At 39.5% G+C, this 16513-nt stretch carries 9 protein-coding genes; 8 read left to right on the top strand and 1 reads right to left on the bottom strand.

Going from position 1 to position 16513, the window contains the following annotated elements; genetic code table 11:
• The first annotated feature begins 76 nt into the window (after positions 1 to 76).
• The 8 genes from CLO1100_RS08775 to CLO1100_RS08810 all read left to right on the top strand — a co-directional run bounded on the left by CLO1100_RS08775 (position 77) and on the right by CLO1100_RS08810 (position 14611).
• The gene (locus CLO1100_RS08775) at positions 77 to 2734 is read left to right on the top strand and encodes a glycoside hydrolase family 9 protein (RefSeq protein WP_014313405.1); all 2658 of its coding nucleotides are present in this window, start codon (positions 77 to 79) and stop codon (positions 2732 to 2734) included.
• Between the two features lie 162 nt (positions 2735 to 2896).
• Positions 2897 to 3577, top strand: a complete 681-nt coding sequence (locus tag CLO1100_RS08780) for a cohesin domain-containing protein (RefSeq protein WP_014313406.1) — start codon at positions 2897 to 2899, stop codon at positions 3575 to 3577.
• Positions 3578 to 3603: 26 nt separating this feature from the next.
• Positions 3604 to 5817: a glycoside hydrolase family 9 protein gene (locus CLO1100_RS08785; protein WP_014313407.1), complete on the top strand. Its 2214-nt coding sequence runs from the start codon at positions 3604 to 3606 to the stop codon at positions 5815 to 5817.
• A gap of 143 nt (positions 5818 to 5960) precedes the next feature.
• A complete protein-coding gene (locus CLO1100_RS08790; protein ID WP_014313408.1) occupies positions 5961 to 8234 on the top strand; it encodes a glycoside hydrolase family 9 protein in 2274 nt (757 codons plus the stop codon).
• A 39-nt stretch (positions 8235 to 8273) separates the two neighbouring features.
• Positions 8274 to 9548, top strand: coding sequence for a dockerin type I repeat-containing protein (locus CLO1100_RS08795; protein ID WP_014313409.1), 1275 nt, complete (start codon positions 8274 to 8276; stop codon positions 9546 to 9548).
• Between the two features lie 86 nt (positions 9549 to 9634).
• Positions 9635 to 11215: a glycoside hydrolase family 9 protein gene (locus tag CLO1100_RS08800; protein ID WP_014313410.1), complete on the top strand. Its 1581-nt coding sequence runs from the start codon at positions 9635 to 9637 to the stop codon at positions 11213 to 11215.
• A 150-nt stretch (positions 11216 to 11365) separates the two neighbouring features.
• Positions 11366 to 12733, top strand: coding sequence for a dockerin type I domain-containing protein (locus tag CLO1100_RS08805; RefSeq protein WP_014313411.1), 1368 nt, complete (start codon positions 11366 to 11368; stop codon positions 12731 to 12733).
• A 273-nt stretch (positions 12734 to 13006) separates the two neighbouring features.
• Positions 13007 to 14611: a cellulase family glycosylhydrolase gene (locus CLO1100_RS08810; protein WP_014313412.1), complete on the top strand. Its 1605-nt coding sequence runs from the start codon at positions 13007 to 13009 to the stop codon at positions 14609 to 14611.
• A gap of 73 nt (positions 14612 to 14684) precedes the next feature.
• Here the strand turns inward: CLO1100_RS08810 and CLO1100_RS08815 are convergent, their stop codons facing one another.
• Entirely contained in the window at positions 14685 to 16346 is a 1662-nt protein-coding gene (locus CLO1100_RS08815; protein ID WP_014313413.1) for a sialate O-acetylesterase, read from the bottom strand.
• Positions 16347 to 16513 lie beyond the last annotated feature (167 nt).

A 16513-nucleotide genomic window follows, 5' to 3' on the forward strand; every position in this document is an offset into this window, starting at 1 on the left:
ATAAGAAGTTTTTAATGCTTGCTTTACTTTTAAATGCGAGCTTTAAAAAATAAAAAATTTTTACTAGGAGGTAAATATGAAAAAAAGGTTAGTGAAGAAAATTGCGATGGTTATCGCAATCGTGCTGGTTCTATCTTCTTCAATAGGACAAGCATTTGCCCTGGTTGGGGCAGGAGACATAATTCAGAACCATACCTTTGACAACAGAGTAGGTCTTCCATGGCACGTGGTTGAATCATACCCTGCAAAGGCAAGTTTTGATATTACATCTGACGGTAAGTACAAAATAACTGCTGAAAAGATCGGCGCAGCAGGAACAGGTGAAAGATGGGATATTCAGTTCCGTCACAGAGGACTCTCATTAGTGCAGGGACATACTTATACAGTGCAGTTTACTGTTACTGCCAGCAGAGCCTGCAAAATCTACCCTAAAATAGGTGATCAGGGTGACCCATATGATGAATACTGGAATATGAATGATCAATGGCAATTCCTTGAATTACAGGCTAATACTCCGAAAACTGTAACACAGACATTTACACAGAAAAAGGGAGACAAGAGCAACGTTGAATTTGCTTTCCATCTTGCTCCTGATAAAACTACATCTGAAGCACAGAATCCTGCAAGTTTTCAACCTATAACATATACTTTTGATGATATTTACGTAAAGGATCCACAGTTTGCAGGATATCCAGATCCTATCCCTGAACCTACTAATGTTGTACGTTTAAATCAGGAAGGATTCTATCCTAATTCTGATAAGATTGCAACAGTAGCTACAAGTTCAACAACTCCAATTAACTGGCAGTTGGTTAATAGTGCTGGAACAGCCGTTTTAACCGGTAAATCAACCGTTAAAGGTGCTGACCATGCATCAGGTGACAATGTTCATATCATTGATTTCTCAAGTTACAAAACAGTTGGTACCGGCTATAAGATAGTAACAGATGTTTCTGTAACCAAAGCCGGAGACAATGAAAGTATGAAGTTCAATATTGGAAATGACATTTATACACAAATGAAATACGATTCAATGAAGTATTTCTATCACAACAGAAGTGCTATTCCAATAGAAATGCCATACTGTGATCAATCACAATGGGCTCGTCCTGCAGGACACACAAGTGATATACTTGCTCCAGATCCTTCAAGGGATTACAAGGCTAACTACACACTTGACGTTACAGGTGGTTGGTATGATGCCGGTGACCATGGCAAGTATGTTGTTAATGGTGGTATTTCAACATGGACTGTAATGAATGCATATGAGCGTGCACTTCACTTGGGAGGAGACATGTCAGTTGCTCCATTTAAAGATGGTTCATTGAAAATACCTGAAAGCGGAAATGGCTATCCAGACATACTGGATGAAGCTCGTTATAATTTGAAAACATTATTAAATATGCAGGTTCCAGCAGGAAACGAATTAGCAGGTATGGCTCATCACAAAGCTCATGACGAACGTTGGACAGCTCTTGCTGTACGTCCTGACCAGGATACAATGAAGCGTTGGTTGCAGCCTCCAAGTACAGCTGCTACATTAAATCTTGCTGCTATGGCTGCACAAGGTTCACGTCTATGGAAACAGTATGATTCTGCTTTCGCAACTAAGTGTTTAACTGCAGCAGAAACTGCATGGGATGCAGCTGTAGCTCATCCTGCAATATATGCAACAATGGAACAGGGCCCTGGTGGTGGAGCATACGGTGACAACTATGTTGGCGATGACTTCTACTGGGCAGCATGTGAATTGTATGCTACTACAGGCAGCGACAAGTATTTGAACTACATAAAGAGTTCAAAGCATTACCTCGAAATGCCTACAGAATTAACAGGCGGTGAAGACAATGGCCTTACAGGAGCTTTTGACTGGGGTAATACAGCAGGTATGGGTACAATAACACTTGCTCTTGTTCCTAACAAACTTCCAGCTACTGATGTTGCTAAAGCTAAAGCTAATATTCAAGCAGCAGCTGACAAGTTTATTACAATAGAAAAAGCTCAGGGTTATGGTGTACCAATAGAAGAAAAAGTAATTTCTTCACCATTTGATCAATCTACTGTTTCAGGTTTCCCATGGGGATCAAACTCATTCGTAGTTAATGAAGCAATTGTTATGTCATATGCTTATGAATTCAGCAATGTTAACGGAACAAAGAATAATAAATATATCAATGGTGCTATAACAGCAATGGATTACATCCTCGGACGTAACCCAAATGTTCAGAGCTATATTACCGGTTATGGTGACAACCCACTTGAAAATCCTCATCACCGTTTCTGGTCATATCAGGCAAACAACTCATTCCCGAAGCCACCTGCAGGATGTTTGTCAGGTGGACCTAACTCCGGTTTACAGGATCCATGGGTTAAGGGTTCAGGTTGGCAGCCAGGTGTAAGACCTGCTGAAATGTGCTTCATGGATAATATCGAATCTTGGTCAACAAACGAAATAACCATCAACTGGAATGCTCCTCTTGTATGGATGTCTGCTTACCTTGCTGAAGCAGGACCAAAGATTGGCGGTACAACTCCTCCTCCAACCGATTTAGGAGATGTTAACGCTGACGGTAACAAGGATGCATTGGACTTCGCAGCATTGAAGAAAGCTCTGTTAACTCAGGACAATTCTACAATAAATGTTGCAAATGCTGATATAAACAAAGATGGTGCTGTTGACGCTGTTGACTTTGCATTACTCAAATCATTCTTGTTAGGAAAGATAACACTGTAATTTAGAAGTAATATATGGAACAATAGGAATGCTTTATGCATTCCTATTGTTCCTATCCTATTATAGTTTCAAGTGTTTAAACGGATATGTTATTTCCTTTAATTAAAATGTCTATAGTCATTTTATAGTAATAAATATATTGAATAAACAAGGAGAAAAGCCATGAAAAAAGTAATATTGGCAATATTAATAATTGTTTGCGTGACTGCTGCAGTAATATTTGGGGTAAACCATTTTTCATCTGATTCAGAAACATCAACTTCAACAATAAGTAGTACAGCTCCATCATCATCTTCTTCATCTGCTTCGGTATCCACATCTTCACCAGCAAAAAGTTCAGATTCCAAATCTACTAAATCAACAGCCGCCAAGGATAGTAATGATACAAAGAGTAATCCAAAAGACAAAACTCCGGGCGGAGAGGCAGAAATATCGATCGGAAAAGCAAGCGGAGCTACAGGTTCAACTGTAACAATCCCTGTAAAGCTTAATAACTTACCTGAAAAAGGTATTGGAAGCTTTAATTTTAATATTAAATATGACACAGATGCTCTTGAAGTTGTTGAGGTAAAACCAGGTGAAATTTTTGGAAGTAACAATTCCAATTTTGATTATACAGTTATTGATACAACCGGTCTGGTCAGTTTTCTCTATACAAGCAGTAATAGTGGAAAGGATGCTGTAACTAAGCCGGGAGTTATCACAAATATCACTTTCAAAATAAAGAGTAATGCTAAGAAAGGTTCAATTAAAATTTCACAAGGTACTTCAGGTGCATTTGGAGATACTGCACTCAAGAAGATTAATCCTGTATTCTCAGAGGGTGAGATAACAGTTAAATAACTGATTAATGCATGGAGTGTGTAAATATGGATAAAATGAAAAGAGTAAGTATATATGCCCTTATCGTTGCCATAGTAATAACCATAACTCAATTTAATTTTCAGTATGAATGTTCTTCTGCAACAGCCGCTTTTAACTATGGAGAGGCTTTGCAGAAATCTGTTTTATTTTATGAAGCACAGAGGTCAGGTTCATTATCTACATCAAATATTCCGACCAGATTATTATGGCGTGGAGATGCTCAATTAACAGACGGGCAGAAGGAAGGTTTAGACCTTACCGGAGGCTGGGTAGATGCAGGTGATAATATCAAGTTTGGTGTTACATGTGCTTATACAACAAGTTTACTCGCTTTTGGTGCTATAGAATATAAAGATGCATATGAAAAAAGCGGTCAGATGAAATGGCTTCAAAACCAGTTAAAATGGATAAATGATTATTTTATAAAGTGTCATCCGGAGCCAAATGTTTTTTGGGCTCAGGTTGGAATGACTGCAAATGATCATAACAACTGGGTTCCCATTGAAGTTACACATTTAATGAACGACAGGGCAGCAATAAAGCTGGATGAACAGCATCCGGGAACGGAAGTAGCCATGGGAACAGCTGCGGCAATGGCTGCTTCATCTATTGTTTTCAGAAACACCGATCCGACATATGCTGATAAATTGCTTGAGCATGCAAAGCAGTTATATGTATTCGGAGATAAATACAGAGGTGTTTTTTCTGATGTAATAAGTAAAGTTGACCCCCAAGGTGCAGCTGCTTATACCTCACACAGCGGTTATAATGATGAATTGGTATGGGGTTCAATCTGGCTTTACAAGGCTATGGAAGCTAAGTCTTCAGGAAGCGGTTCTGATTACCTTGCAAAAGCAAAAGAATATTATAATGGTATTGGTAAAGAAGCAAATCAACAGGTTCATAAGTATAAGTGGGCACACTGTTGGGATGACCAATCATTTGGATGTTATATTCTAATGTCTCAGATTGACCCTGAAACAAGCTTGTACAGGGAAGATGCAGAACGTTGGTTAAACTGGTGGACTGTTGGCGGTACCGAGAACAATGCCGACGGCACCAAGATTTCTTATACTCCTGGCGGACATGCCAAGTTGGACAGCTGGGGTTCTTTCAGATATGTTTCCACAACGGCATTATTTGCTTTGGTTTATTCCGATAAACTAAGTGATACTGTAAAAAAAGCACGTTACCATGACTTTGCAGTAAAGCAAATAAATTATATCTTAGGTGATAATCCTCGTAAAGCAAGCTATATCGTAGGCTTTGGCCAGAATTATCCTCAACATCCTCACCACCGTACAGCTCACAGCTCATGGGGACAGAAGATGGACAACCCGACGGAACATCGTCATATTTTATACGGTGCACTGGTTGGGAGTGTTGATTCAACAGATGGATTCAATGATGCCATAAGTGATTACGTTAGCAATGAAGTAGCCATAGACTATAATGCCGGTCTTACCGGGGCTCTTGCAAGAATGTATTCTGAATTCGGCGGAACTCCTATACCGGACAGCAGTTTTCCATTACCTGATAAACCTTATCAGCCTAAAGATGAATGGCCTGTATTTGCAAACACATATTTTAATGGTACAAGTGGTACCCAGTTTACATTAACAGTAGAAAACCGTTCTGCATGGCCGGCCCGTCCAAGTAACAAATTAAAAATTCGTTACTTCTTTACCCTTGATGCCAAGGATATAAGTGATATAAGCATAAAGGCTCCTACCTGGGTTAAAGTAACAGGCCCAACAGCGTGGGATACGGAGAAAAAAGTTTATTACTATACACTTGATTTGTCAGGTAAAAATATCTATCCCGGTTATGGCTGGGATGCAGGAGGACCTGAACTTGATTTTACAATAAGTTCAGCTTCTAATACATGGAATGTGTCAAATGATTGGTCCTATGAAAATTGGGATGCAACATACATAAACGGTACAAGAAAATATGCTCCGAATATTCCAATATATGAAGGTGACAGTTATAAAAAACTGGCCGGAAATGAGCCGTCAGGTGGAAGTGAAGAACCTGTTATTATACCTGGTGATATTAATAAAGATGGAAATATTGATGCATTGGATGTTGCTCTTTTAAAAAAATATTTGCTGGGTAACACATTGGAATATGATATCTCTGCAGCAGACATGAATTCTGATAAAAATATTGATGCTCTAGATTTTGCACTACTCAAGAAAGCTCTTCTGTCCCAATAAAATCCTTTTAACTAATCAACATAAATACTCTAAAGTCATTGTCTATTGCCCGACAAATGTATTTGCCGGGTAATGACATTGCTGAAGCAAGTCTATATTCAACATACTTAATTCACCAAAACTATAAAAAAGGGGGTATTATTTTGAATTTTAGGAAGTACGTCAGAAAATCAACGGCTTTTGCTACAGCATTGGCGGTTGTATCATCAGTGTTTTTGAGCAGCAGTGTTTATGCAGGCTCAACAACACCTCCTTTCAACTACGCAGAAGCATTGCAAAAATCACTGTATTTTTATGATGCTGAAAAATGCGGCCCTGGTGTAACAGGTGGTAAGATCGAATGGAGAGGTGACTGTCATGTTGAAGACTGTCAGCTTCCACTAGTTCCTATGAAAGACCATGTAGGAACTAATATGTCACAGACTTTTATTGATAAAAATAAGGCTTTTCTTGACCCGGACGGGAACGGAAGCCTTGATCTCCATGGGGGATTCCACGATGCGGGAGACCATGTCAAATTTGGTTTGCCCCAGGGCTATGCTGTTTCAACACTGGGATGGGGATTCTATGAATTTAAGGATTCCTTTACAAAAATCAACGAAGAGGATCACATGAGAGATATACTCAGGTGGGGAAATGACTATTTCTTACGTTCCACATTTATGGATAATAACGGGGAAGTAGTTGCATTTTGTTTCCAAGTCGGTGACGGAACTGTGGACCACGCATGGTGGCAGCCACCGGAACTGAATAAAAAGCAAGATGTACCAAGGCCTGCGTACTTTGCAACCTCCGAGACTCCTGCCAGTGACCAATGCGGAGAAGCGGCAGCTTCATTGGCAATAAATTACTTGAATTTCAAGGATTCTGATCCAACATATGCAAAGAAATGCTTGGACACAGCAAAAGCTTTATACAGGTTTGCCGTAAAGAACCGTGGCTTGGGTGATTCAGGCGGGTTCTACGGTTCGGCGTATGATGAGGATGAATTGTCATGGGCAGCTGTATGGCTGAATATTGCAACAGGAGTACAATCATATATAAATGATATTACTGCTGTTACTGACGGTAAATATACCGGTTATATGAGTAAGATTATAAAATCAACTCAAGACAATTGGCAGAATATATGGGTACATTCATGGGATGTAGTATGGGGAGGAGTCTTTGCAAAGTTGGCTCCAATAACAAATGATCCTATGCATTGGTATTTATTCAGATGGAACCTTGAATATTGGTCAGGTATACCTCATGAAAATACTACCGATCAAACATTTATGGCTGCAACTCCCGGAGGATTCAAGGTTGTAAACACATGGGGTTCTGCAAGATATAATGCGGCAGCTCAACTGTGTGCGGTTGTGTATACAAAATATAAAGATAAAATGGATGTTACTGAATGGGCAAAGTCACAAATGGATTACATTCTGGGTGATAACCCCATGAAGAGAAGCTATGAAGTAGGGTTCTCCGATATCTCTGCAAAGCACCCTCACCACCGTGCGGCACACGGATCAAAAACTCTCAGCATGAATGATCCTGTTGAACACAGGCATACTTTATGGGGAGCATTGGTAGGAGGCCCTGATGCAACAGATAATCACAATGACGAAACTACGGACTTTGTTTCCAACGAGGTTGCAATAGATTACAACGCAGGCTTTGTAGGTGCACTTGCTGGATTGTACAAATACTACGGCGAAGGCATGAAACCATTGGAGAATTTCCCTCCAAAGGAACCGGCTTCCGATGATTTCTATGCTGAATCAAAGCTTGAACAGGAGAACACAGAAAGAACTCAGGTTACAGTTAATATTCATAACGAAACAAGCAGACCGCCTCAATTTGTTGATGGTATTAAAGCCAGATATTTCTTTGACATTTCAGAAATGCTTGCGGCAGGCCAGACCATAGATGATATAACTGTTGCGGTTATGTATGACGAAGGTAAAGCCAGCGACGGCAAGGAAACAGCAATCAAGGGACCATTTGCTTGGGATGCAGAAAAGGGAATTTACTACGTTGAAATAGACTGGACAGGAAATGCCTTTTATGGAGACAAAGAATTCCACTTCGGATTGGTTTCATCTCTTGATTCCAACTGGAAGTCCCACTGGGATCCAACCAATGACTGGAGCAGAAAAGATATAGGAAAGGAATATTCTATAAACAAGAATATTTCTGTATACAGGGGGGATGTAAAAGTGTATGGAAATGAACCGCCAAAAGGTATCGTAGGAACAAAACTGGGAGATCTGAACGGTGATGGAAGCGTTGATGCTCTCGACTATGCAATAATGAAAAAATACATTCTATTGCCGACAGGAGACGTTAACCTCAGCGTATGGGATATGAACCAAGATGGTGAAATAAATGCTCTTGACCTTGCTTTATTAAAGAAGACTTTACTTGGTTAAGGTAAGTCTGTTGAATCAAAAGAAGTAGGAGGATTTACTATGAAAAAGATTGTTAGCCTGACAATTTCTGCAGCAATCGTATTCCTGACAGCATTGCCGTTGCCTGCTTCGGCTGCAACTACATACAAACTTGGTGATGTTGATAATGATACTCAAATTTCAGCGCTTGACTTGGCAACTGTTAAGCAACATCTGCTTGGCATCAAAACCTTGACGGGAGATGCTCTTAAAGCAGCTGATGTAAATGCTAACGGAGAAATTGAAGCATTAGATTTATCTGAAATAAAGCAATATCTTCTCGGAAAGATTACAAAATTCTCCGGTGAAGGACAACAACAACCGTCTGGAGTCGGAATAACTTGGATGGACGGTAATACCCTGTACCCTGTTGGAGTTAACTATGCATGGTATAACTGGTCATATGAATTTTCCGATAATAACTGGACTTCCAACTTTACAAGAATTAAGAGTGACTTAGACACAATGTCCACAAAGGGAATTCATTCACTAAGGTGGTGGGTATTCCCAGACTTGGCGTATGGTCCGCTATGGTCAGGTGCTAATGAAGGTAGCCTTTGTACAGGTCTCCCCGCAAAATGGGTTGACCATATGAAGGAAACTTGCGATTATGCATATTCAAAGGGTATAAAGATTTACTGGACAATAACCAGCTTTGATTGTGCAAGAGCAGATGATTCCGTTGACCATGACGATATCATTGATAATCCTACAGTACTTCAAAGTTTCCTTGACAATGCCATGAAGCCAATACTGCAAACATTAGGTACACATCCGGGCGTACTGGGCTGGGATATTATCAATGAACCGGAATGGATTATTAACAAAGAAGACAACGGTGAGCCAAACAATAAGGGAGAAAGCTTCCCACTTTCCGCAATGAGGAACTACATAAAAACTACATGTGAATTTATACACCAGTATGCAAAGCAGCCTGTAAGCTTCGGAAGTGCAAATATGAAGTGGCTGGGTGCACAGTATGATTTATGGGACGGATTGGGTCTTGATTTCTACGATTTTCACTGGTATGACTGGGCGACTCCATATTTTAACCCTGTTACAACACCAGCTTCAAGTTTGAAACTGGATAAACCGGTGATAATAGGTGAGATGATGCCTGACACCCAGGGTTCTTCACTAAAAATGACACACAAGCAGGTGCTGGATGCCATATATAAGAACGGTTATGCCGGATATATGCTTTGGTCATGGAATGATGGCGCATTTGACTGCAAGCCTTACGTTGGAAACAACTTTATTGATTTTGCAGTAGAACATCCGGATGTCGTGAGATAAATTTAATACAGTACTGGTAACCTGTCCGGTAGAGGACATTTCTGCCGGACAGAATTTTACATATATAAAAAAGGGAGGGATAGTTTTTGAAAAATAAGTTAAGTAAATTAGGTGCTTTGATGATTTCTGGAGTTATGTTAACAACTTCGTTTGTTAGCACAGGTACTACATTTGCCGCAGGTACACATGATTATTCAACTGCATTAAAGGACTCAATTATTTTTTATGATGCAAATAAGTGTGGTCCTAAAGCAGGAGAAAATAATGTATTTGATTGGAGAGGTGCATGTCACACAACTGACGGAAGCGATGTAGGTATTGATTTAACAGGTGGATATCATGATGCAGGAGATCATGTAAAGTTTGGCCTGCCTCAAGGCTATTCGGCAGCAGTTTTAGGTTGGTCACTGTATGAATTCAAGGATTCCTTTGATGCAACTGGAAACACTACCAAAATGCTGCAACAGCTAAAATATTTTACAGACTACTTCCTTAAGTCACATCCGAACTCAACCACATTCTACTATCAGGTTGGAGAGGGAAATGCCGATCATACATATTGGGGTGCACCAGAGGCGCAAACAGGTGAAAGACCTTCTTTATACAAGGCTGATCCAAGCCATCCTGCTTCAGATATTCTTGGAGAGACAACTGCTGCACTTACTCTGATGTATCTCAATTACAAGAATATTGATTCCGCTTATGCGACAAAGTGCCTTAACGCAGCAAAAGAATTGTATGCAATGGGTAAGGCAAATCAAGGTGTTGGAAACGGTCAGTCATTTTATCAGGCTACCAGCTTTGGTGATGACCTGGCTTGGGCAGCTACATGGTTGTACACTGCAACTAATGATAGTGCTTACATTACTGACGCTGAACAGTTTATAACATTGGGAAATACAATGAATGAAAACAAGCTGCAAGACAAATGGACCATGTGCTGGGATGACATGTATGTCCCTGCTGCTTTGAGATTGGCTCAAATTACTGGAAAGCAGATATATAAGGATGCTATACAATTTAATTTCAACTACTGGAAAACTCAGGTAACAACTACTCCTGGAGGTCTAAAGTGGCTTTCCAACTGGGGTGTCCTCAGATATGCAGCAGCAGAATCCATGGTTATGCTTGTTTACTGCAAGCAAAACAATGATCAATCACTTTTGGATTTAGCTAAAAAACAGGTAGACTATATTCTAGGTGATAATCCTGCCAATATGTCTTATATAATTGGCTATGGAAGCAATTGGTGTATTCATCCTCATCACAGGGCAGCAAACGGTTACACTTATGCAAACGGAGACAATGCAAAGCCGGCTCAACACTTATTGACTGGTGCATTGGTAGGCGGTCCTGATCAGAATGACAAATTCTTTGACGATGCAAACCAGTATCAGTACACAGAGGTAGCCCTTGACTATAACGCAGGTCTTGTTGGTGTACTTGCAGGAGCTATTAAGTTCTTTGGGGGTACAATTATTACTCCTCCTGCTAAAAAAGGTGATTTGAATAATGATACATTTGTAGACGCTATTGACCTTGCACTTTGTAAGAACTATATTCTTACTCAAAACGGAAATATTGATAAAAATAATGCAGATATGAACGGTGACGGCTCCATAGATGCAATTGATTTTTCTCTATTAAAGAAGGCTTTATTGGGATAAATGTCTTATTTATCAGCTCAAAAGATGTTTTTACTTTATAATTAGTTATATTAGCTGACTCAATGTTTTGCATATTCTAAAAGAATTGCAAAGCATTGACCCGGCTATTTGAGTCTTATAACTGTACCTGCCGATTGGAGGGTATAAAAAATGAATAAAAAATCATTTATAATCTTATCTTTTATTTTTATATTCCAGATAGTGTGCTTTATCCCAAGTATGAAAACCAATGCAGTTTCCACAACAATAAGCGGTATTGTAACAACAAACGGAACTTCTTTTATTCTTGACGGAAAAGTATTTCGCTTTGCCGGATGCAATAATTACGATTTGTTTACGTATGGAGACGGGTCAAATGATGCCACTCCAGATGATATTGAAACAAAATTTATGAACAAGGCCAGAATTGATGAAATGATGAGTAATATGGCTTCTGACGGAATAAAGGTTGTAAGGACATGGGGCTTTTCTCATGAAACCTGGCATGGATTTGAAAGCCAGAAAGGTGTTTATAATGAAGCACAATTCATGCTATTTGACTATATACTGGAATCTGCAAAGAAGCACAATATCAAAGTAATTATTGTATTGGAAAACTATTGGGAAGCTTACGGCGGAATTGACACAAGGTTAAAATGGGAAGGGCTTCCGGGAATAACTCATCCCAACCGTGCTGCATTCTTTACAAATGCAGGTTGTAAGGAACAGTACAAAAATTATGTAAAGCATTTTGTAACAAGAATAAATCATTATACAAATGAACCATATAAAAATGACCCGGCAATTTTCTCGTGGGAACTGATGAATGAACCAAGATATCAGGATGTAAGCGAGGAAGAAAATTTAAATGGAACAACACTAAGGGCGTGGGTAGATGAAATGGGTAAGCTTATAAAGGAGCTTGATCCAAACCACATGGTTAGTACCGGGCTGGAAGGTCAGGCTGCGAAATACGGTTATGGTGCCAATGCCGGTAATCCATTTGTATATATACATCAGTCTCCATACATTGATTTTACCACCGCTCATCCTTATCCGGATGAAGGCTGGGCAGGGTTAAATCCTGACCAGGCAGCGAAACTTGTTGCAACATGGATTGATGAATCTCACAACATAGTTAAAAAGCCTTTCGTTATGGAGGAATTTAATACCCATAACAATAAAGAGCAGTACTGGAACGCAATGTATGGGCAGATTGAGAAATTAAATGCTTCCGGTGACTTATTCTGGGCTTATGCTTCTTATTCGGGGGGATTCTACCTCACCCATGGTGATCCGTTGCTAAAAAGTGTATTTGCACCTCATGCGGCAAAAATGGCGCAAGATATTCCGATAATACCTGTCACTCCGGGTGACCTTAACGGGGATGGAAGTGTGGATGCACTTGATTTTGCAAAAATGAAGGTGTATTTACTTAATCAGAGTGGTTCCACTGATATGAATATTTGGGATCTGAATAATGATGGACAGATTGATTCCCTTGATCTTGTAACATTAAAGAAAATTCTGCTTATATAAAGGGGAAAATTCAAATTGAAGGAGGTATTTATTTTAAAAAAGTTTTTTATCTTTACTGGGAGTTTTTTTAGTAACAATGCTTACTATTAGTGTTGTTCTGCCAGCTCAAACTTATGCTGCCGTTCCTCAGCAGTCATATAACTGGCGTAATGTAACAATAGGAGGTGGCGGAGGATTTATTCCCTTTATGAAATAGTAAGCATATAGACCTTGTATTACTAAAAGTAAGTTTGCTTTCGTAGTTTTAAATTAAAATAAAAAGGAGAAAAACCTATGAAAAAAAGAATAGTTTCAATGCTTATGGCATTAGCAATGGTTTCAACTATGATGTTGTCCAACCATGGCCTTACTGCATCAGCTGCAGTAGATACAAATAATGATGACTGGCTTCATTGTGTTGGCGACAAGATATATGATATGAATGGACGTGAAGTCTGGCTTACCGGTGCAAACTGGTTTGGTTTTAACTGCAGTGAAAATGTATTCCACGGTGCCTGGTACGATGTTAAGAATATATTGACCAGCGTTGCAGACAGGGGAATAGGATTATTAAGAGTACCGATTTCAACTGAACTTTTATACAGCTGGATGGTTGGTAAACCAAACAAGGTTTCCAGTGTTACAGCCAGCAATAATCCGCCATATACCGTTGTAAATCCGGATTTTTATAATCCTGCAACCGACGGGCCAAAAAACAGTATGGAAATATTCGATATAATAATGAAGTATTGCAAAGAGTTGGGAATCAAGGTAATGATAGATGTACATAGCCCTGACGCTAACAACTCAGGTCACATGTATCCGTTATGGTATGGTCTTGAAACAACAACAGCGGGCATGATAACTACAGATAAGTGGATAGACACATTGACTTGGCTTGCAGACAAATATAAGAACGATGATACAATACTTGCCATAGACCTGAAAAATGAACCTCACGGAAAAAGAGGATATACTGCTGCAGCACCAACTGATATGGCAAAATGGGATAACACTACAGATGAAAACAACTGGAAATATGCAGCTGAAAGGTGTTCAAAAGAAATATTGGCTGTAAATCCAAAGTTGTTAATAATGATTGAAGGTATTGAGCAATACCCAAAAACTGAAAAGGGCTACACATTTGATACTCCGGATGTCTGGGGTGCTACCGGCGACGCTGCTCCTTGGCATGGCGGATGGTGGGGCGGAAACTTGAGAGGAGTTAAAGACTATCCTATCAACTTGGGCGCATTAAACAGCCAGATAGTGTATTCACCTCATGACTACGGTCCTTCAGTATATAATCAATCATGGTTTGATAAGGATTTCACAACACAGACCTTACTCGATGATTACTGGTATGACACATGGGCATACATAGACGATCAAAAAATTGCTCCTCTTCTTATCGGTGAATGGGGAGGATTCATGGACGGCGCAAAGAACCAGAAGTGGATGACTTTATTAAGAGATTACATGATTAAGAACCGTATCAACCATACCTTCTGGTGCTTGAATCCGAACTCAGGTGATACAGGAGGATTGATAGGAAACGACTGGTCAACATGGGATGAGGAAAAGTATGGATTACTTAAGCCTGCATTGTGGCAGTCAGGCGGCAAATTTATCGGTCTTGACCATCAGATACCACTTGGTAAGAATGGAATGTCCCTCGGACAGTACTATGGAGATGGACCAATTATAGTAGATCCTGAGCCTGTTGTTGGAGATGTAAACGATGACAAGAACATTGATGCTTTGGATATAGCTGTATTGAAGCAGTATATCCTTGGTGCAAACCCAAAGATTAACTTAAAGAATGCTGACATGAATTCAGATGGAGATATAAATGCCCTTGACTTTGCACTTCTAAAGGCAAAGGTTCTAGGTAAGTAATCAAATTTAATATGAGATAATGAAAAATAGGCTACCGGAAATTTCCGGCAGCCTATTTTTATATAAAAGTAACTTAATTAAAAACAATTTGTCCTAGAAGATACTTTTTGAATAAAGCTAAATCAATAGCGTCAACACTTCCGCTTGAATCTACATCTGCAGCTTTCAGAGCATCTCCTGAAAGAGTTTTAATACCCAGAACATGCATCTTCACTAAAGAAAAATCAATAGCATCAATCTGGGAATCATTATTTATATCGCCTTTAAGAGTAGGAGATATAATTACAGGCCCGTCAGTCCTGAAAGGCGAGGCAGGAAGACCTTCCTTATTATATAGATTCCCAACAGGATTGTTTGCCCAAGAATACCTGACAACTGTTGGATTTGAAATTGACAGGGAAGAGACAATAACACTGCTTCCGTCTATTACGGCATCAGCCCAAACAAACTTACCGTCGCTTCCAGCTATTGCAAAACCTTTAAGTGTTCCGCCAGCTACCTCTTTCACAGGGTCAAGACCTGCCTTTGTCCCGGCCATTAATCCGCTTGATGAATTTTTAAAATTTAACCGTATTTTATTGTTTTCTTTTGTCATTCCTGTATAAATAGGTCCTGAGTATGTAAGGTTTTTTCCATACTGTTTTCCGAGTGCACAGATGGCTGCACGCTTGCCCACATCCTGTTTGTTTTTTGGATGAATATCTTCCTCACCTATATCTATTGTGGTGACAAGACCTATATTATTATCCATCTGTGAAACAGTTGATTGAGCTTCTCGTATAGTAGCCCATGGGACGTTTTCTACCGGATTAGTCTGAACTTGGAGATAGTTGGGTAGCTGTACAATTATAAAAGGAGTATTTGCACCCAAACCTATTCTCCAGTCTTGTACAAGAGTATTGAGCTGTTTTTCATATAAATAATCATATTGAGTATTGGATTCACCCTGATACCACAAAACTCCCTTTACCTTTAAGGACAATAAAGGTGAAATCATACCGTTATAATATACATTTGGAGAACTGGGTGTATAGCCGGATAAATTGTTTTCCTTCATAAATTTATCAAAAGAAGAAGTACTTATCCAACTTTCAATAAATGAACCGCCGACAGCAGAGCATACAATTCCAATTGGAACATTAAGCTCCTTATTTAGTTCCCGTGCAAAGAAATACGCAGCAGCAGATAGATTTCCTACTGTGCCGGGGTTACTGGTATACCAGCTTCCTCCATAACCAAATGTGTCACTTGGTGCAGAAGTACCTGCATAGGGAGTTGTAAAAAATCTGATGTTTGTATTTGTTGAATTCTGAACTTCCGTGTCGCCGTTTAAGCAATAAGGAAGCTGCATAGCCATGTTTGACTGACCTGAACACAGCCAGATCTCACCGAAATATACATCATTTACAGTGGCGGTTGATGAACCCGTTACCTTTAACTGATAGGGGCCTCCTGCGGAAAAAGGCTTAATTGTGCAATTCCACTTTCCATCGGATTTTGCAGTACATTTAAAGACGTTTCCTCCTACATCTACAGAAACAACCTCACCCGGGTTTGTCCAACCCCAGATTATGTTTTCTACATCTCTTTGAAGAACCATATGGTCACCGAAAATAGGATGTAGAAAAGGTTTTCCTGTGGAATCGGCCGCTTTGACCGGAGAAATCTGGAGTATAGCCAAAAAGGCAATTACAGCCAAAAAAAACGAGAAGCACTTAATTCTTACAGTTTTCATTTTAATCCTCCTTAATAAATTATTTTCATATGGACGCAACTTAACAGGTAAGCGTTAATAGAAAATAACAGGAATGATACATCGAAACTGCAATGAATTATGGTGTACTTAACCATGTAGGCCGCACCAATGAAATGTAAGTAAATCTATAACATTATAGCATATTA

The sequence above is a fragment of the Clostridium sp. BNL1100 genome, from assembly GCF_000244875.1.
In the GTDB taxonomy this organism is placed as follows: domain Bacteria; phylum Bacillota; class Clostridia; order Acetivibrionales; family DSM-1351; genus Ruminiclostridium.